General features: G+C 65.9%; 17 protein-coding genes. 16 read left to right on the plus strand and 1 reads right to left on the minus strand.

Annotated features, from left to right (window positions below; genetic code table 11):
* Position 1: 1 nt before the first annotated feature.
* From ribH to tolA, 7 genes are all read left to right on the plus strand, one after another.
* Positions 2-466, plus strand: coding sequence for a 6,7-dimethyl-8-ribityllumazine synthase (gene ribH / locus AVME950_RS03735; protein ID WP_284399473.1), 465 nt, complete (start codon positions 2-4; stop codon positions 464-466).
* A complete protein-coding gene (gene nusB / locus AVME950_RS03740) occupies positions 463-1,032 on the plus strand; it encodes a transcription antitermination factor NusB (protein WP_284428808.1) in 570 nt (189 codons plus the stop codon). Before ribH ends, nusB begins: the two co-directional genes overlap by 4 nt.
* Before the next feature lie 91 nt (positions 1,033-1,123).
* Positions 1,124-2,308 carry a pyridoxal phosphate-dependent aminotransferase gene (locus AVME950_RS03745; protein WP_284399469.1) on the plus strand — a complete coding sequence of 395 codons (1,185 nt, stop codon included), beginning with the start codon at positions 1,124-1,126 and terminating at the stop codon, positions 2,306-2,308.
* An 8-nt stretch (positions 2,309-2,316) separates the two neighbouring features.
* A complete protein-coding gene (locus AVME950_RS03750; RefSeq protein ID WP_284424878.1) occupies positions 2,317-2,769 on the plus strand; it encodes a tol-pal system-associated acyl-CoA thioesterase in 453 nt (150 codons plus the stop codon).
* Positions 2,766-3,470, plus strand: coding sequence for a protein TolQ (gene tolQ / locus AVME950_RS03755; RefSeq protein WP_272564067.1), 705 nt, complete (start codon positions 2,766-2,768; stop codon positions 3,468-3,470). Before AVME950_RS03750 ends, tolQ begins: the two co-directional genes overlap by 4 nt.
* A gap of 20 nt (positions 3,471-3,490) precedes the next feature.
* Positions 3,491-3,916, plus strand: a complete 426-nt coding sequence (locus tag AVME950_RS03760) for an ExbD/TolR family protein (protein WP_272564068.1) — start codon at positions 3,491-3,493, stop codon at positions 3,914-3,916.
* Positions 3,917-3,970: 54 nt separating this feature from the next.
* Positions 3,971-4,972: a cell envelope integrity protein TolA gene (gene tolA / locus AVME950_RS03765; protein WP_284428809.1), complete on the plus strand. Its 1,002-nt coding sequence runs from the start codon at positions 3,971-3,973 to the stop codon at positions 4,970-4,972.
* Between the two features lie 240 nt (positions 4,973-5,212).
* On the opposite strand, the gene AVME950_RS03770 is transcribed toward tolA, so the two are convergent.
* Complete coding sequence (locus AVME950_RS03770; protein ID WP_284428810.1) at positions 5,213-6,553, minus strand: MFS transporter; 1,341 nt, start codon at positions 6,551-6,553, stop codon at positions 5,213-5,215.
* A gap of 175 nt (positions 6,554-6,728) precedes the next feature.
* On the opposite strand from AVME950_RS03770, the gene cyoA reads away from it, so the two are divergent.
* The 9 genes from cyoA to AVME950_RS03815 all read left to right on the plus strand — a co-directional run bounded on the left by cyoA (position 6,729) and on the right by AVME950_RS03815 (position 19,013).
* Positions 6,729-7,808: a ubiquinol oxidase subunit II gene (gene cyoA, locus AVME950_RS03775; RefSeq protein WP_272564071.1), complete on the plus strand. Its 1,080-nt coding sequence runs from the start codon at positions 6,729-6,731 to the stop codon at positions 7,806-7,808.
* Positions 7,809-7,862: 54 nt separating this feature from the next.
* Positions 7,863-9,866, plus strand: coding sequence for a cytochrome o ubiquinol oxidase subunit I (gene cyoB, locus AVME950_RS03780; RefSeq protein ID WP_284428811.1), 2,004 nt, complete (start codon positions 7,863-7,865; stop codon positions 9,864-9,866).
* Positions 9,859-10,500 carry a cytochrome o ubiquinol oxidase subunit III gene (gene cyoC, locus AVME950_RS03785; RefSeq protein ID WP_284403380.1) on the plus strand — a complete coding sequence of 214 codons (642 nt, stop codon included), beginning with the start codon at positions 9,859-9,861 and terminating at the stop codon, positions 10,498-10,500. Before cyoB ends, cyoC begins: the two co-directional genes overlap by 8 nt.
* A complete protein-coding gene (gene cyoD / locus AVME950_RS03790) occupies positions 10,497-10,943 on the plus strand; it encodes a cytochrome o ubiquinol oxidase subunit IV (protein WP_284428812.1) in 447 nt (148 codons plus the stop codon). The genes cyoC and cyoD overlap by 4 nt, the downstream gene beginning before the upstream one ends.
* Complete coding sequence (locus AVME950_RS03795) at positions 10,940-11,812, plus strand: SURF1 family protein (protein ID WP_502869359.1); 873 nt, start codon at positions 10,940-10,942, stop codon at positions 11,810-11,812. Before cyoD ends, AVME950_RS03795 begins: the two co-directional genes overlap by 4 nt.
* The gene (locus AVME950_RS03800) at positions 11,796-13,133 is read left to right on the plus strand and encodes an ATP-binding protein (RefSeq protein WP_284428813.1); all 1,338 of its coding nucleotides are present in this window, start codon (positions 11,796-11,798) and stop codon (positions 13,131-13,133) included. Before AVME950_RS03795 ends, AVME950_RS03800 begins: the two co-directional genes overlap by 17 nt.
* Positions 13,123-13,659, plus strand: coding sequence for a response regulator transcription factor (locus tag AVME950_RS03805; RefSeq protein ID WP_284428814.1), 537 nt, complete (start codon positions 13,123-13,125; stop codon positions 13,657-13,659). The genes AVME950_RS03800 and AVME950_RS03805 overlap by 11 nt, the downstream gene beginning before the upstream one ends.
* A gap of 197 nt (positions 13,660-13,856) precedes the next feature.
* On the plus strand, positions 13,857-14,405 hold the full coding sequence (locus AVME950_RS03810; RefSeq protein WP_284428815.1) for a BON domain-containing protein: 549 nt from the start codon (positions 13,857-13,859) through the stop codon (positions 14,403-14,405).
* 789 nt (positions 14,406-15,194) lie between these two features.
* Positions 15,195-19,013 carry a non-ribosomal peptide synthetase gene (locus AVME950_RS03815; protein ID WP_284428816.1) on the plus strand — a complete coding sequence of 1,273 codons (3,819 nt, stop codon included), beginning with the start codon at positions 15,195-15,197 and terminating at the stop codon, positions 19,011-19,013.
* Positions 19,014-19,068: the final 55 nt, after the last annotated feature.

The raw sequence follows: 19,068 nt of genomic DNA on the forward strand, positions 1-19,068 counted from the left end.
CATGTTTGGCGCAGACAAAGGAACAGCGGACAAGCTCGACGGCAAGAAGCTGCACATCGGCATCGTGCAGGCCCGTTTCAACGAGAGCATCACCAACACCCTGGCCGCGGCCTGCCGTGCCGAACTGCTGGCGCTGGGCGTCCAGGAAAAGCACATCCACCACGTGCTGGTGCCCGGCGCGCTGGAAGTGCCGGTGGCCCTGCAGGCCATGGCCGAACGCGACGAATACGATGCCCTGATCGCCCTGGGCTGCATCATCCGCGGCGAAACCTACCACTTCGAACTGGTGGCCAACGAATCGGGCGCGGGCGTGAGCCGCATCTCGCTCGACTACCACGTGCCGGTGGCCAATGCCATCATCACCACCGAGAACATGGAGCAGGCCATCGCCCGCCAGACCGAAAAAGGCCAGGACGCCGCCCGCGTGGCCGTGGAAATGGCCAACCTGCTGGAGGAGCTGTCGTGAGCGATTCCACCTCTTCGCACCCCGGCGGTGCCAAGCGCCCGCCGCGGCAGGCGCGCACCGGCGTGACCAGCACCGGCGCCCGCAAGGCCGCCTCCAAATCCAACCGCAGCCGCGCGCGCGAGTTCGCGCTGCAGGCGCTCTACCAGCACCTGGTGGGCCGCAACGACGCCACCGCCATCGACACCTTCACCCGCGACCTGGCGGGCTTTCACAAGGCCGATGCCGCCCACTACGACGCGCTGCTGCACGGCTGCATCGAATCGGCCGAGGCGCTCGATGCCTTGATCACCCCGCAGCTCGATCGCAAGATGGCCGAGATCTCGCCCATCGAGCATGCGGCCATGTGGATCGGCGTGTACGAGTTCCAGCACTGCCTGGACGTGCCGTGGCGCGTGGTCATCAACGAATGCATCGAGCTGGCCAAGGAGTTCGGCGGCACCGACGGCCACAAGTACGTGAACGGCGTGCTCAACGGCCTGGCCCCCACGCTGCGCGCCACCGAAGTCGCGGCCGACAAGGGCGCGAACCCGGCGCAGCCACCGCAGGCCCCGGCGGACGGCGCCTGAGCGCCAGGGGCCGGTCCGGCCCCGCCCCCGCGCCGTGCCCCGGCGGGCATCCCATCCCCACGCCCGCGCCGCGCGGGCAGGAACCTTTTCCATGCAGTTTTCCTCCCGCGCCGAGCGCATCGAACCGTTCTATGTGATGGAAGTGGCCAAGGCCGCCCAGGCCCTGGCGCGCGAGGTCGCCGGCACGCGCGAGCCGATGATCTTCCTGAACATCGGCGAGCCCGACTTCACCGCGCCGCCGTTGGTGCAGGAGGCGGCCGCCCGCGCCGTGCAGCGCGGCACCACGCAATACACCAACGCCCTGGGCCTGGAGCCGCTGCGCGAGCGCATCAGCGGCTGGTATGCCGACCGCTTCGGCGTGCAGGTGCCGGCCCGGCGGATCGTGGTCACGGCGGGGGCCTCGGCCGCGCTGCAGCTCGCGTGCCTGGCCCTCATCGATGCGGGCGACGAGATCCTCATGCCCGACCCGAGCTACCCGTGCAACCGCCACTTCGTGAGCGCGGCGGAAGGCAAGGCAGTGCTCATTCCCACCACGGCAGAAGAGCGCTACCAGCTGAGCGCCGCCAAGGTCGAGGCGGCCTGGGGGCCGAAGACGCGCGGCGTGCTGCTGGCATCGCCCTCCAACCCCACCGGCACCTCGATTGCGCCCGAGGAACTGCGCCGCATCCATGCGGCTGTGCAGTCGCGCGGCGGGGTGACGCTGATCGACGAGATCTACCTGGGCCTGTCGTACGAGGAACGCTTCGGCCACACGGCACTGGCCATCGACGAGAACGTCATCAGCATCAACAGCTTCAGCAAGTACTTCAACATGACCGGCTGGCGCCTGGGCTGGATGGTCGTGCCCGAGGCCATGGTGCCGGTGGTCGAGCGGCTGGCGCAGAACCTGTTCATCTGCGCCAGCACCGTGTCGCAGCATGCCGCCCTTGCCTGCTTCGAGCCCGAGAGCATCGCCGAATACGAGCGCCGCCGCGCCGAGTTCAAGGCCCGGCGCGACTACTTCATTCCCGCGCTGCAGGCGCTGGGCCTGCCGGTGCCCGTGGTGCCGGACGGCGCCTTCTACGCCTGGGCCGACTGCACGCAGGCCGCCGAGCGCCTGGGCGTCTCGGGCAGCTGGGACTTCGCCTACGAGGTGATGCGCCGCGCCCATGTGGCCGTCACGCCGGGCCGCGACTTCGGCGCGTTCGAGCCGCAGCGCTTCGTGCGTTTTTCCACGGCCAATTCGATGGCGCAGCTGGAAGAATCCGTGGCCCGCCTGCGCACGCTGCTCGGATGAAGGCCGGCATGGCAACGGAGAACGCCCCCCTTCGGGCCTCGGCCCCGTTCGAGTGGCCCCTGCGCATCTACTGGGAGGACACCGACGCCGGTGGCATCGTGTTCTATGCCAACTACCTCAAGTTCTTCGAGCGTGCCCGCACCGAATGGCTGCGTTCGTTGGGCCTGGGGCAGCAGAACCTGCGGGAACTCACGGGCGGCATGTTTGTCGTAACGGACGCGCGCCTGCGCTACCTGCGGCCGGCGCGCCTCGACGATGAACTGATTGTTACGGCCTCTTTGCAAGAGGGTGGCCGCGCATCCCTGACAATACGCCAGCAAGCGCTCCTGAAACCAGAGCAAATGATCGAATCCCAGCCCGTGCTACTGTGTGAAGGCACCATCCGCATCGGATGGGTCGATGCCGCCACCCTGCGTCCCGCACGCATCCCGGGCCCCCTTCTGGAACAACTCTCATCATGAACTCCCAAGACATGTCCATCCTGAATTTGGTGCTCAACGCCAGCTGGGTGGTGCAACTCGTCATGCTGCTGCTGATCGGCGTGTCCGTGGCCAGCTGGGCCGCGATCTTCCGCAAGCTGTTTGCCCTGAAGCGCGTGAAGTCGCTCAACGAAGACTTCGAGCGCGAGTTCTGGTCGGGCACCAGCCTGAACGACCTGTACTCCAGCGCCGCGCAGAACGCCAAGAACGCCGGCCCCATGGAACGCATCTTCGCCAGCGGCATGCGCGAGTACCAGAAACTGCGCGAGCGCCGCATCTCGGACGCCGGCACGCTGCTCGACGGCGCCCGCCGCGCGATGCGCGCCAGCTTCCAGCGCGAGATGGACGTGGTCGAGTCCAGCCTGTCCTTCCTGGCCTCCGTGGGCTCCGTCTCGCCGTACGTGGGCCTGTTCGGCACCGTGTGGGGGATCATGCATGCCTTCACCGGCTTCGCCGGCATGGAGCAGGTCACCCTGGCCACGGTCGCCCCGGGCATCGCCGAAGCGCTGGTCGCCACGGCCATCGGCCTGTTCGCCGCCATTCCGGCCGTGATCGCCTACAACCGCTTCGCGCGCGACATCGACCGCGTGGCCATCCAGCAGGAGACCTTCATCGAGGAGTTCTCCAACATCCTGCAGCGCAACCTGGGCGCGCAGCCCACGTCGTCCGCCTCGGGCCACTGAGCAGCACAGGAGACAGCAGCATGCCCGCAATGGCTTCACGCGGCGGCGGCCGGCGCCGCACCATCAACGAAATCAACATGGTGCCCTTCATCGACGTGATGCTGGTGCTGCTGATCATCTTCATGGTGACTGCGCCCATGCTCACGCCCAGCGCCATCAACGTGCCCTCCGTCGGCAAGGGCGCCAAGCCGCCCAAGTCGTTCGGCCAGGTCATCATCCAGAAGGACGGCAGCCTGCAGCTCAAGACCGGCGACGCCGAGCGCCCGATCACCCTGCAGGGCCTGGGCGCCGCCGCCAAGGCCTGGCAGGCCACGCAGCCGCCCGATACGCCCATCCTCATCAGCGCCGACAAGACCGTGACGTACGAAACCGTGGTGAAGGCCATGGATGCGTTGCAGAGGGCGGGCGTGCAGCGCGTGGGCCTGTCGGTCAAGTCCGGTGGCTGACGGGGCCCTCGCCGCCCTCGATCCTCCGCACCGTTTTCGCCTTTTTTCGATCGCATGCACGCCTCCAACGACCGCGACCAGTTCGCCCCCACCCGTCCGCCCGGGCGCCTGCGCGCCGTGGCGCTGGCCGTGCTCGTGCACGCGGCGCTGCTGGGCGCCCTGACCTGGGGCGTGAACTGGAAGACCAGCGCGGACATGCCTGCCGTGGAAGCGGAAATCTGGGATCGGATTCCGCAGCAGGCCGCGCCCCGCGACGTGCCGCCCCCGCCGACGCCGCAGCCCGAGCCCACCCCCGCGCCACCCCCACCGCCCCCGGTGCCGGCGCCGCCGCCCCCACCGCCCCCGCCACCGAAGGCGGAGCCCGACACGCGCGAAGCCGACATCGCCCTCGAACGCGAGAAAAAGCGCCTGGAGCAGGAAAAGAAGGAACGCCAGCAGCAGGCCGAGCGCGAAAAGCGCGAGCGTGAGCGCAAGGAACAGGCCGAGCAGGACAAGAAGGAACGCCTGCAAAAGGAAAAAGAGAAGGAACAGCGCGAGAAGGCCGAAAAGGCAGAACGCGAAAAGGCGGAGAAGGAGCGCCGCGAAAAGCAGGCCGAGCAGGACCGCCAGGAGCAGCAGAAGAAACAGGCCGAGGACAAGCGCAAGGCGGAAGAAAAGCGCAAGGCCGAAGCCGCGCAGAACAAGCAGGCCGAAGCCCTGCGTCAGGAAAACCTGCGCCGCATGCAAGGCTTGGCGGGCGCCACGGGCGGCGAAACCGCCACGGGCAGTGCCCAGCGCAGTGCCGGCCCGTCCGGCAGCTATGGCGGCAAGGTGGCCGCCAAGGTCAAGCCGAACATCGTCTATCCCGATGCCATTTCGGACAACCTGCGCACCGAGGTGGAAGTGCGGGCCTCGCCCGACGGCACCATCGTGGGCACCCGCATCACCAAATCGAGCGGCAACAAGGCCTGGGACGACGCCGTGATGCGCGCGCTGGACAAGACCGAAACCCTGCCACGCGATGTGGACGGGCGGGTGCCCTCGTCCCTCGTCATCGGATTCCGACCGCGGGATTGAGGCTGGCCACCGGTTGCCGGTTGCCCGGGATGCTCTTCAGGCGCGCGCCCCGACGGCCACTGGCCATCCAGCCCCAGCCAAAGCGACCAGGCAAGCCGCAACAAAAAAGGGTTTCAAGCCGAAATGGCTTGAAACCCATATTCTTCTAGGGCATTTTGCTATTTTTTCAATAGCAAATACCGCCAACCCAAGGTGGCGGCCGGCGCCGTGCGCCGGCCCGCCTTCCGCCCGGTCCCGATCTCAGTCGCGCCGTTCGATCATGCGGTTGACGCTCAAGGCCCCCAGCGTGCAGGCCGCCGCGGACAGCAGGTACAGGCTCACCGCAAACAGGCCGAAGTGTGCGGACAGGCCGAGCGCCACCAGCGGTGCGAATGCCGCGCCCACCAGCCAGGCCAGGTCGGCGGTGAAGGCCGCGCCGGTATAGCGGTACTTGGACGCGAAATTGGCGGTCACCGCGCCGGCCGCCTGGCCGTACGACAGGCCCAGCAGCACGAAACCGATCAGGATGAACGCATCCAGCGCCACGGCGCCGCCACCGATCAGCGTGGGCGCGAAACCGCTGTAGACGGCGATCATCACCGCCAGCACGCCCAGCGTGGTGCGCCGGCCCAGGCGGTCGGCGATCACGCCTGACGCGATCATGCTGCCGATGGCCAGCACGCCGCCGATCAGCTGGACGAACAACACGTCATTGATCGGCTGCTCGGGGTACAGGGCCGCCCAGGACAGGGGAAACACGGTCACCAGATGGAACAGCGCGTAGCTGGCCAGCGCCGCGAAGCCGCCGATGAAGACGTTGTATCCCTGCGTGCGCACCATCTCGCCGATGGGCGTGGGTTCCAGTTCGCGCTCCTCCAGCAGCTTGGTGTACTCATCCGTCACGACCAGGCGCAGGCGGGCGAACAGCGCGACCACGTTGATGGCGAAGGCCACATAGAACGGATAGCGCCAACCCCAGGAGATGAAGTCTTCTGCCGACAGGCTGGCATGCAGGAACAGGAACAGGGCACTGGCGATGATGAAGCCGGTGGGCGCGCCCAACTGGCCCAGCATGGCATACCAGCCGCGGCGGCTGGCCGGCGCGTTCAGCGCCAGCAGCGAGGGCAGCCCGTCCCACGAACCGCCCATCGCCACCCCCTGCAGGATGCGGAACAGGGCCAGCAGCACGATGGAATAGGCCCCCAGGCTTTCATACCCGGGCAGGAAGGCCATGCCGGCTGTGGAAAAACCCAGCAGGAACAGTGCGGCCGTCAGCTTGGTGCCGCGGCCCCAGCGGCGCTGCATGGCCATGAACAGCGCGGTGCCGAAGGGGCGTGCGACGAAGGCCAGCGAGAAGACGGCGAAGGCGTAGAGCGTGCCCTGCAGCCGGTCCACGAAGGGAAAGAACACGGTGGGAAAGACCAGCACCGAAGCGATGCCGTAGACGAAGAAGTCGAAATACTCGGAAGCGCGGCCGATCACCACGCCGATCGCTATCTCCTCGGGAGCGACGGGGGAATGTCCGTTCTGTACGGGCCGGGAGTCTTCTTCCGTGGTGGCGCGCGATGAAGATCCGGGAAAATGCTGTGTCAATGTGGTCATCGGCGTGCTCCTTTTTGAATGCACCAGCAGTTTTTGCTTTGGCGGGCCAGTGAACTGTCTCTGGCAGCCGCAACCCACTGTAGGACAAAACGTCCCATTCACACCACAATGGTTTTCACGTAGATTCGACGCCTTCCGCGGCCATCCGTGCCGCCTTCCACCTTTCTTGCCCGGTATGCCCTCCACCCACCGACTTCGCGGACTGCTCGCAGTGCCCGCGGCCGCGCTGCTCGCCGGCTGCAATGCCGTCGTGCTCAGCCCCTCCGGCGACATCGCCGCACAGCAGCGCGATCTGATCATCGTCTCGACTGTCCTGATGCTGCTCATCATCGTGCCGGTGATCTTCCTCACCTTCCTGTTCGCCTGGCGCTATCGCCAGGCTAACACCGAGGCCGAGTACCAGCCGGACTGGGACCACTCCACGGGCCTGGAGCTCATCATCTGGTCGGCGCCGCTGGCGATCATCATCGCCCTGGGGGCCATCACCTGGGTCAGCACCCACAAACTGGACCCCTACCGCCCCCTGGACCGCATCAGCGAAGGCCGTGCCGTGCCGGAAGGCGCCAAGCCCCTGGTGATCGAGGTCGTCGCGCTGGACTGGAAGTGGCTGTTCCTGTATCCCGAGCAGGGCATCGCCACGGTGAACGAGATCGCAGCTCCGGTGGACCGCCCGATCCAGTTCAAGATCACCGCCTCGACGGTCATGAACTCGTTCTACATCCCAGCCCTGGCCGGCCAGATCTACGCCATGCCGGGCATGGAAACCAAGCTGCACGCCGTGATCAACGCGCAGGGCAACTTCGAGGGCTTCTCCGCCAACTACAGTGGCGCAGGCTTCTCGGGCATGCGCTTCCGTTTCCATGGCGTGGACCAGGCGGGCTTCGACCAGTGGGTCAAGCAGGCCAAGGACGCCGGCGGCGAACTGGGCCGCGACGGCTACCTGCAGCTGGAAAAGCCCAGCGAACGCGACCCCGTGCGCCGCTGGGCCACCGTGGCCCCCGGCCTGTATGACGCCATCCTGAACCGCTGCGTGGAAGCCAACCGCATGTGCATGAAGGACATGATGGCCATCGATGCCAATGGCGGCCTGGGCAAGCCCGGTTCGTTCAACGTGGCCTCGCTGGACGACGCCACCCGCTCGCGCCTGGGCCTGGCCGACACGCCCGCCCGCAGCTACGTGGGCGCCATGTGCACCGTCACGAACCCCGAGGGCGCCGCGACGGCCTCCCCGGCCCCTGCCACGCAGCCGATCTAAGCGGCACGCGTTCAGACCCCTCACTTTTCACGCGCCAACGGCACGCGACCTCCGATGTCCGATCCTACAGACCTCACCCGACTTATCTTTGGCCGCCTCTCCTGGGAGGCCATCCCACTGCACGAACCGATCCTGATCGCGACGTTCGCCGCCGTCGTGCTCGGCGGCATCGCCGTGCTCGGTGCGCTGACGTACTTCAAGCTATGGGGCTACCTGTGGCGCGAGTGGTTCACCAGCATCGACCACAAGAAGATCGGCATCATGTACATCATCCTCGGGCTGGTGATGCTGCTGCGCGGCTTCGCCGACGCGATCATGATGCGGATGCAGCAGGCCATCGCCTTCGGTGACAACCCCGGCTTCCTGCCGCCGCACCACTACGACCAGATCTTCACTGCCCACGGTGTGATCATGATTTTCTTCGTGGCGATGCCGCTGGTCACGGGCCTGATGAACTACGTGGTGCCGCTGCAGATCGGCGCGCGCGACGTGGCCTTCCCGTTCCTCAACAACTTCAGCTTCTGGATGACCACCAGCGGCGCCGTGCTGGTGATGGCCTCGCTGTTCGTGGGCGAGTTCGCCAAGACCGGCTGGCTGGCGTATCCGCCGCTCTCGGGCATCCTGCACAGTCCGGATGTGGGGGTGGACTACTACATCTGGTCGCTGCAGATCGCGGGGGTGGGCACGCTGCTGTCAGGGGTCAACCTGCTGGTGACCATCGTGAAGATGCGCGCGCCCGGCATGAGCCTCATGAAGATGCCCGTGTTCACGTGGACCTCGCTGTGCACCAACGTGCTGATCGTCGCCGCCTTCCCAGTGCTGACGGCCGTGCTGGCGCTGCTGTCGCTGGACCGCTACGCCGGTTTCAACTTCTTCACGAACGACTTCGGCGGCAACTCGATGATGTACGTGAACCTGATCTGGATCTGGGGCCACCCTGAGGTCTACATCCTGATCCTGCCGCTGTTCGGCGTGTTCTCCGAAGTCGTCTCCACGTTCAGCCGCAAGAAGCTGTTCGGCTACGCCTCCATGGTCTATGCCACGGTGGTGATCACCATCCTGTCGTACCTGGTGTGGCTGCACCACTTCTTCACGATGGGCTCGGGCGCCAGCGTGAACTCGTTCTTCGGCATCACGACCATGATCATCTCGATCCCGACCGGGGCGAAGATCTTCAACTGGCTGTTCACCATGTACAAGGGCCGCATCAAGTTCGAGGTGCCCATGCTGTGGACCATCGGCTTCATGGTGACCTTCGTGATCGGCGGGATGACCGGCGTGCTGCTGGCGGTGCCACCGGCCGACTTCGTGCTGCACAACAGCCTGTTCCTGATCGCCCACTTTCACAACGTGATCATCGGCGGCGTGGTGTTCGGCCTGTTCGCCGGCATCAACTACTGGTATCCCAAGGCCTTCGGCTACAAGCTCGACCCGTTCTGGGGCAAGTGCTCGTTCTGGTTCTGGCTGATCGGCTTCTGGATGGCCTTCATGCCGCTGTACGTGCTGGGTCTGATGGGGGTCACGCGCCGCATGAGCCACTTCGAGGACATGTCGCTGCAGATCTGGTTCCAGATCGCCGCCTTCGGCGCCGTGCTGATCGCCCTGGGCATCGGCAGCTTCCTGATCCAGCTGGTGGTCAGCTGGCGCAACCGCGAAGCCCTGCGCGACACGACGGGCGATCCATGGGGTGGCCGCACGCTGGAATGGTCCACGTCGTCGCCGCCACCTGCCTACAACTTCGCGTTCACGCCGCAAGTGCATGACAACGATGCCTGGCACGACATGAAGCAGCGCGGCTACGAGCGTCCGCTGAGCGGCTTCATCCCGGTGCACATGCCCAAGAACACGGCCGCTGGCGTGGTCATCGCCGGCATCTGCACGGTGCTGGGTTTCGCGCTGATCTGGCACATGTGGCTGCTGGCCGGCGTGTCGTTCGCCGCCCTGCTGGTCGTGAGCATCGCCCACACCTTCAACTACCAACGCGACTACTACATCGATGCGGACACCGTTGCCCGCACCGAAGCCGATCGCACCCGTCTCCTGGCCAGCCATGTCTGATACCACCGCACTCCACCACCCCGGCGCCTCGGGCGCCCCGGCGAAACCGGTCTTCCACCTCACGGAAGAACACCATCCGCAGAACGGCACCCTGCTGGGCTTCTGGATCTACCTGATGAGCGACTGCCTCATCTTCGCCTGCCTGTTCGCCGTCTACGGCGTGCTGGGCCGCAGCTACGCCGCCGGCCCGTCCGGCGCCGACCTGTTCGACCTGCCGCTGGTGGCGCTGAACACGTCCATGCTGCTGCTGTCGTCGATCACGTATGGCTTTGCCATGCTGGAGATGCAAAAGAAGAAGGTCAACCGCACCATCGTGTGGCTGGCCATCACCGGCCTGCTGGGCGCGGCCTTCATCGGCCTGGAGCTGTACGAGTTCAACCACCTGATCCACGAAGGCGCCGGTCCGCAGCGCAGCGCGTTCCTGTCGGCCTTCTTCGGCCTGGTGGGCACGCACGGCCTGCACGTCACCTTCGGCATCATCTGGCTCGTCGTGCTGCTGTTCCAGCTCAAGAAGCACGGCCTGACCCCCGCCAACCGCCGCCGCCTGCTGTGCCTGTCCATGTTCTGGCACTTTCTGGACGTGGTCTGGATCGGCGTCTTCACCTTCGTCTACCTGATGGGAGTCCTGCCATGAGCACCCCCCACAACCACCAGAACCTCACCGACACCCACGATGGCCACCACGGCCACCACGGCCACGACGACCACCACGATCACCACGATCACCACCATGAAGACGATGGCGCCAGCCACGGCTCCATGCGCGACTACGTGATCGGCTTCGTCGCATCGGTCATCCTGACCGCCATTCCGTTCTGGCTCGTGATGGGCAAGGTGTTCGAGCAGTCGAGCACCACGGCCCTGGTCATCCTGGGCTTCGCCGCGGTGCAGATCGTGGTGCACATGGTGTACTTCCTGCACATGAACACCAAGTCCGAAGGCGGCTGGAACATGCTGGCACTGGTCTTTACCGTCGTGCTCGTGGTCATCACGCTGGCGGGCTCGCTGTGGGTGATGTTCCACCTCAACCACAACATGATGCCCATGTCGATCCACGACATGAAGAACATGCCTTGACCCCGATCTCCGGCAGCGCGACTGCATCCTCTCCCGCGCCCGCCACGGGCGCGGACAGGCCCGCCCCGCCCCGCTCCCGGGCCGGACTGGCCGCGATGGGGCTGTGCGCGCTGCTGGTGTTTGCCACGCTCGTGGCGCTGGGCAGCTGGCAAGTGGCACGCCGCGCCTGGAAACTGGATCTCATCGAGCGCGTGGAGCAACGCATCCATGCCGCTCCCACCGCCCCCCCCTCCCCCGCCGAATGGCAGCGCAGCCCCGATGCGGCGCGCGACGCCGAGTACCGCCATGTGCGCCTTCGCGGCACCTTCGACCACGCCAAGGAGGCGCTGGTACAGGCCAACACCACGCTGGGCGCCGGCTTCTGGGTGGTGACGCCGCTGCGGCAGGCCGATGGCACGGCCGTGCTGGTCAACCGGGGATTCGTGCCGCCGCAGGCCCGCGATCCCGCCGCACGCACCGCCCCTGCGCCCCAGGGCGAGACCGAGGTGACCGGCCTGCTGCGACTGAGCGAGCCCGGAGGTGGGTTTCTGCGGCACAACGACCCCACCGCCGACCGCTGGTTCTCCCGAGATGTGGCCGCCATTGCCGCCGCGCGCGGCGTGGCCGGCATCGCGCCCTATTTCGTGGACGAGGACGCCGCCCCCCGCTCCGCCGCACCCACCGCCACCACGGGCACGTCAGCGGACGCCCTCCAGTGGCCCGTCGGCGGCCTGACGGTGGTGCGTTTCCCCAACAGCCACCTGGTCTATGCCATCACCTGGTACACGCTGGCCCTGATGGTGGCCGCGGGTGCCTGGTACGTATGGCGCGACGACCGCAGGCGCCGCCAGCACCACGCTTCGCCCGCCACCGATGCCGCTGTCCCCTGACGCCCCGGCCGAACGGCCCGCGCCGCGCACGCGGGCGGCAGTAGCGGACTCCACCGGGCTCAAGAACCTGCAGCAGCTGATCCAGCTGCGCTGGATCGCCGTGATCGGGCAGCTTTTCACCATCGAGGTGGTGCACTACAGCCTGGGCATCATCCTGCCGCTGCAGGCCATGCTGATGGTGCTGGGCGCCTTGGTGGTGTTCAACACGGCCAGCCTGCTGCGCTGGCGCATCGGCCGCCGCGTGCGCAACGTGGAGCTGTTCTTCGCCATGGTGGTGGACGTGGCCATGCTCACCGCCCAGCTCTACCTGAGCGGCGGCACCACCAACCCGTTTGTCTTCCTGTACCTGCTGCAGGTCACGCTGGCCGCCGTGCTGCTGCGCGCGGGCTACACCTGGACCATCGTCGCCATGACGGTGGCCTGCCTGTGCGGGCTGGCCCTGTTCAGCCGCCCGCTCGCCCTGCCGCTGGACCACGACCGGGGGCTGTACAGCCCCTACGTGCTGGGCATGCTGGTGTGCTTCATGCTGAACGCCGTGCTGCTGGTGATCTTCATCACGCGCATCGGCCGCAACCTGCGCCAGCGCGACGCCCGGCTGGCCACCATGCGCCAGCGCGCCGCCGAAGAAGACCACATCGTGCGCACTGGGCTGCTGGCCTCTGGCGCGGCGCACGAGTTGGGCACGCCGCTGTCCACCCTGGCCGTGATCCTGGGCGACTGGCGCCGCATGCCGGCCCTGGCGCAGGATGCCGAGCTGCAGGCCGAGATCGCCGAGATGCAGGCCCAGGTGCGGCGCTGCAAGACCATCGTGAGCGGCATCCTGCTGTCGGCCGGAGAAACCCGGGGCGAGGAATCGATGCAGACCACCGTGTGCACCTTCCTCGACCAACTGGCCGAGGAGTGGCGCAGCACGCGGCCCGTGGGCACGTTCGCCTACGACAACCAGTTCGGCGAGGACCGCCCCATGGTCTCGGATGTCACCCTGCAGCAGATGGTCTTCAACGTGTTGGACAATGCACGGGATGCGTCGCCGCATTGGGTGGGCCTGGCGGCTGAGCAGGAGGCCGATGCCCTGCTCATCACCGTCACCGATGCCGGCCCCGGTTTCGCCCCGGCCATGCTGGAGCAGTTCGGCAAGCCCTACCAGTCCAGCAAGGGCCGGCCGGGCGGTGGGTTGGGGCTTTACCTGGCCACCAACGTGGCGCGCACCCTCGGGGGCACCATCACCGCGCGCAACCGCGCGGCCGGCGGCGCCGCCGTCACCATCACCCTTCCGCTGGCAGCCGTCGCGCTGCAGGAGACCCCGGACCATGGACGCTGACCGCCTGTTGCTGATCGTGGAGGACGACGAGGCCTTCGCACGCACGCTGGCGCGCTCGTTCGAACGGCGCGGCTACCACGTGCTGCATGCGGCCAACCTGCCCGAGGTGCAGGCGCTGCTGGACGGGCACACGCCGGGCTACGCCGTGGTGGACCTGAAGCTCAAGGGCGAGGCCTCGGGCCTGGCCTGCGTGCAGAAGCTCCACTCCGCCAACGAAGACATGCTGATCGTCGTGCTGACGGGCTTCGCCAGCATCGCCACGGCCGTGGAGGCCGTGAAGCTCGGCGCATGCCACTACCTCGCCAAGCCTTCCAACACCGACGACATCGAGGCCGCCTTCGGCCTGACCGAGGGCAATATCGAAGTGGAGCTGACCAACCGCTCCAGCTCGATCAAGACGCTGGAATGGGAGCGCATCCACGAGGTGCTGGCCGAAACCGGCTTCAACATTTCGGAAACCGCGCGGCGCCTCGGCATGCACCGGCGCACCCTGGCACGCAAGCTGGACAAGCGGCGCGTGAACTGAGTCCCGCTCCACCGGACACCCTGCTCAGAGGGATGCCGGCCATGCCTGCCTGTACAAGCATCGACACCGATCGGAAGCATTGGTACGCTCACGCTGACCTGACAGCGGGGCCTTCGCCAAATCTGGCGCAGGCAGGAGAGCGCAGGCCGCCGCTGAAGGCCGGCGAGGCTCATCGACACCAAGGGAGAACAAACACCATGCGGCAATCCGAAAAGGCGCGTTGGGCTGCCAGCGCCATGCTGGCTCTGGCTTTCATTGCGCCCGCACACGCAGACCAAGACCTGCGCAATTGGGGCAACGACCCTTTCTTTCAGATCTCCCATGCCGTGGCGGACTGCCCGCAACCCCTGGGGCCGCTGCTGACCCGGCAGGAATGGCAGCGCGAGGAACACTACCGCGCCGAACGCGGCAACAGCTGCTACATCCAGGGCACTTGCCGCCTGTCCAGCGGCTATCGGTACGACGGCGAAATCAGCGAGGCCGTGAAACGGCGACTTACCCACATCGCGGAGCAGACGCAATGGGACCGCAAGTCGACCCTGTGGCTCATGCTCCAGCGACGCATCATCTACGTACAGGGCTGCGTGGCCGCCGACTTCGACCGGGAGGCATTCGTGAAACAACTGGCAGAGACGGCCGATGTGGTCACGGTGATCGACCAGATGGCGGTGCTCGGTCCCCCTGATGCGATCCGCTACCCGCTGGCACCGGCGGCGCAATCCCCTGCCGCCGAGGCAAAGCCTTAGCCACCACCGATCCATCTGCCCCCGGGGCAGATCTGTCCAAGGGCCGTGGGTGCTGATCTGGCACCGGAATGCCATCGCCCTGAGTCGCCCGCCCAGCGCCCTGGAATCGACGAGGCGCCCCACTCACACGTTCGCACGCGCGGCACCAGCAGCCGGAGCGGCAGCCATCTGCGCGCTGCCCGACGCCGCTTCAGCAGGTTCATCCCAAGCCGCTCCATCGAAAGCGGAGCGCTTGCGCCGCTTCCATGCCCATCGCGGCCGTCCATTCCTGAGTTCAAAGGCCCCCCAAAAGCGGTTTCCCAGGCCCACCCATGCCCAAATCCGTCTGCTCAGCCGAGGGGAAGGCGATCCTGCAGGTCGCCATGAACCAATATCGATGCGAGTGTTTTTAGCTTCGCCAGCAAGCGGCGTGGCTGAGCAGATAACGCAAGCAAAGCGAACGCACGGCTTCGAATCCTCTAAAAAACCCCAAAAAACCCACGGTTAATGCGGCAAAGCAGCCGGGCTTTTATCCGAAATATAAAAATGCGAATTAAAAAGCAGTTACAGAAACAATAATTTACACACCATACAAATAAAGATCAAAAAAGGCATCGACAAACAAACCTGTTTTTTTAGAAACTGAATCCGCAACAAAAACCCCCGAAAAAATTCAGATCGACCAAAAGCACGGGATCGGGGATCTTCAGAAAAAGGAATCGCTTTAATCCGCTGGATTTATCCAGTTGGGCGAAGCTTTGTCTTTTGCTTTCGCAATGGGTATTCACCCATTGCGAAAGCACTGCAGGCATGGGGTTGCGAACATGGAAAACAAACAGGGGAATTCCAATGCGGGTGGATTCAAGCCATTTTTCGATCGCTCCTGAAACGGTGAACAGCGCGAAGCCCCAAGCACCAAGGCAGCCTTCAGAAAATCCCACAGAAAAAGAAATGTCCGGTGGCACCTACGCCCTCGGCAGCCACGTTCTGGGGCAGTACTCGCGTCGGGCAGAGGTGGTGCCGGACGGCGAAGCGCGGATGGACTTCAGGGCATTGGCTGCCGTGGCCGCATTCGAGCTCTGCGACCGGCTCGACCTGCAAATCCCCGTCGCGGTGCTGGACTTCTGGCGCAGCCGCGTGCCACGCACGTCGGGCTTCGATGTGCGGCCGGCAGTGCATCAACCGATGTTCCGTGCCTTGTGGCCTGCCAATACCGATGCCCAATGGAGAAAATGCCCTGCCAACCAAGTTGGTGCATTCATCGATTTATCCAGAAAAATTCCCGAAAATGGTGCGCTCATGGTGCAACTGGCGGACCACACTACTCCCATTGAAATCGGATCCGCCAAAATTCTGATCCACTGCCAAATGGAAAATGAAATAGCGTCCGCCGTGGTGATTGCCAATGCCCGCGATTTTGCAGCACCGGCCTGCAATGCCATTGCCGAGATGTATCTGGAAATCCTGTGCACCATGATGGGGGACAAGAATATATCCGCGTCGCAGGCAGCGGGCATTGGAGTTGCATCGCTTCAATATGCAATCAATATGCTCTCCGGCCATTCACACGAATATGGACCGTTTCTTTCGATTCCCGATTGGCTGGAACAATCGGCGGATCGCCACAGGGACAAGATAGCGTATTTTTTCGGCAATTCAGCGCTCAGTTACCGGGACTTCAACGGTAAAGCCAACGCTTTGGCCGGCCTGCTGGCAGCCCGGGGAACCGGGTCGGCCACGCCCGTTCCAGTGCTGCTGGGCAACAGCCTGGAGCTGCCCGTCTGCTACTTCGCGCTGATGAAGCTGGGCGCTGCGTTCGTTCCTCTGGACCCGGGCTGGCCGATGGAGCGTCGCGAGCAAGCCTTGGAGGCGCTGAACAGCCACACGGTGCTGTGCACCGACGCTTCCAACGTACCGGCCAGCCACCGGAACCGTGCGGTGGCGGTCGACGTCGCCCTTCTCGACGGCACCTCGGCCGCCCGCATCCAGGCTCCTATTGCCCCTGAACAGGCCATCTACGGCATCTTCACTTCTGGAACGACCGGACGGCCCAAATGCGCCATGAACAACCATGCGGGACTGACCAACCGGTTCCAGTTCATGACGCGCTATTTCCACCGCGACGGCGGCATACGGTGCGTGCTGCAGAACACGCGGCACACCTTCGATTCGTCGGTATGGCAATTGTTTTGGCCGCTGACGGCCGGGGGCAGCACCGTGATTCCGCAGGAGGGGGCCCGCCTCGACCTCGAAGGCACGGTAGAGACGATTGCACGGCACGGCGTCGACATGACGGATTTCGTGCCCAGCGTGTTCAACCAACTGGTGGTGCTGGCAGAGCACAGCCATGACATCCGCCGTCGGCTCGCCACGCTGCGTGAACTGGTGGTGGGTGGCGAAGAGATCACGCCGCAAATGGTGCACCGGCTGCGTGCCATCCTGCCAGCGCTGCGCATCACCAATGCGTATGGTCCGACGGAAACCTCGATCGGAATGGTGTTCCACCCGGTCGAGGATGCCGACGGACTGTCGATCCCGCTGGGACGGCCGATCGACAACTGCAATGTCGTCGTCGTGGACTCGGCGCTTCGGCCCTTGCCGCCCGGCGCCCGGGGCGAACTGCTGGTGGGCGGCGTGTGCGTCGGTAACGGCTATCTGCACGATGCACAGCGCACGGCGGCCGCCTTCGTGGACAACCCTTTTGCCTCGATTGCGGGGGCCAAGCTCTACCGTACCGGCGACCTCGGCTATTTCGACAGCCTGGGCCGGCTGCGCTTTTCGGGCCGCAGGGATTTTCAGGTGAAGGTCGGTGGGGTGCGCATCGAACTGGGCGAAATCGAAAGCGCCGCGGAGCAATGCCCTGGCGTGAACCACGCCAAAGCGATGACCGTGGGCCAGGGTGACGACCGGGCACTGGCCTTGTTTGCCGCCGGCGATGCCGGCCTGACACGCGACGCGCTGGAATCCCACCTGCGCGGGGCATTGCCGCGCCACACCGTGCCGCGGCACATCGTGCTGCTGGCAGAGATGCCGACCACCGACAACGGCAAGCTCGACCGCAGGGCGCTGCTGAGCCAGCTCGAGCGCCCTGCCCTGGACACCTCGGCGGACACGTCCGTGCAGCAAGACGCGGCCATTTCGCTGGCCGATGCCGTGCTGGCGGTCTTTCGCCGTCAGTTGCACCAGCCGGCCCTGGGCGCGGACGATCCATTTTTCGACCATGGCGGCGATTCGCTGCAGGCCGTGTCGCTGATCGTGTCGCTGGAAAAACGCTTTGGCGTGCCCGTGCGCATCGCGGAACTGATGGCGCAGCCGACCGCGCGGCAGATCGCTGGCTGCATCGAAGCAAAACAGCGCAGCGCCACCCCGGGCCATTGCGAAGGCCGCGAAGAAAGCCAGGAACCCCAGGACGAACAGGCGATGGAACGCGATGCCACGCTGCCCGCCGGCTGGGTCGCAGCGCGCCGGTCGGATCACAACGCACCAAGGCAGCCTTCCAGCATCTTCATGACGGGTGCCACCGGTTTCGTGGGCAGCCACCTCGTTCGCGAAATCCTGTCGAGCGACGCCACCGCGACGGTGCATGCCCTGTGCCGGCATGCCGGCAACGCACAGTCGGCAATGGAGAAAGACTTGCAGGAACGAGGCCTGTGGCGGCCGGACTTTGCAGGCCGGCTGGTGGCCGTTCCGGGCGATCTGGGCCAGCCGGCCTTCGGCCTGGAAGCGGCCGCCTGGCGCCAGCTCTCGCAATCGTGCGACGCCGTGCTGCATTGCGGGGCGATGGTCAACTTTCTGTACGACTACGGCGCCCACCGCGCGACCAATGTTCTGGGCACCCGGGAGGCGCTGCGCCTGGCCCTGGAGGGCCGGGCCAAGCCGCTGCACCACATCTCCACCCTCGGGACGCTGGACCAGCACGCCGCGCTGCAGGCTTCGCCGCTCGCCGAGGACTTCGACCTCGCTCAGGGCGTCCGGCCCGCCAGTGGCTACAGCCGCTCCAAGTGGGCCGCGGAGCGCCTGCTCGACGCAGCGCGAAGGCAAGGCGCCAATGTATCGATCTACCGGCTGGGCGAGGTCATGCCGGCCGCCGCAGAGGATCTGCTTCAGCGGCCCAATGAGCGCGCGCTGACCCACTTTCTGCTGACGGCCATCGCGCACCTGGGGGTCCGGCCGGCCGCGGAGATCGTCTCCGACTGGTCGCCTGCGGACTACGTGGCGCGCCGCGTGGTGCTCGCCATGCGTTCGCCCCAGGCATGGGGCCGCACCTTCCATTTGCTGCATCCACAGCGAATGGCCTTTCCGACGATCTTCGAAGCCGCCGGCACCCCAATGCCGCAGGTGTCCTGCATGGCCTGGATGGAGCGGCTCGATGCGGCCGTGGCAGCGGGCGGCCCGCGGGCACTCACCGTGGTCCGCCGCCTGCTGCCAGCCGCAGGCGATGAACGGGCCTTCGCCGACGCCCTGTCCGCACTGCTGACGGACAACCCCCGTCTTTTCCGGCGCGACGAATGTGCGGGGCTGGAGCAGGCCATGGCCGCGGAAGACGGCAGGGACTTCTCAGCCTCCATCGGCCGCTACGCGCGGCAGTTGCTCCGGTCCGGTGCCGCAGCGCCATCGGCCGTGGGCTGATCCCCTCAACTGCTTTGGTTTCCCGTATTTCTTTTCTTTGATCGACAGGAGTGGG

Origin of the sequence: Acidovorax sp. SUPP950 (assembly GCF_030158935.1) — a bacterium.
In the GTDB taxonomy this organism is placed as follows: Bacteria; Pseudomonadota; Gammaproteobacteria; order Burkholderiales; family Burkholderiaceae_C; genus Paracidovorax.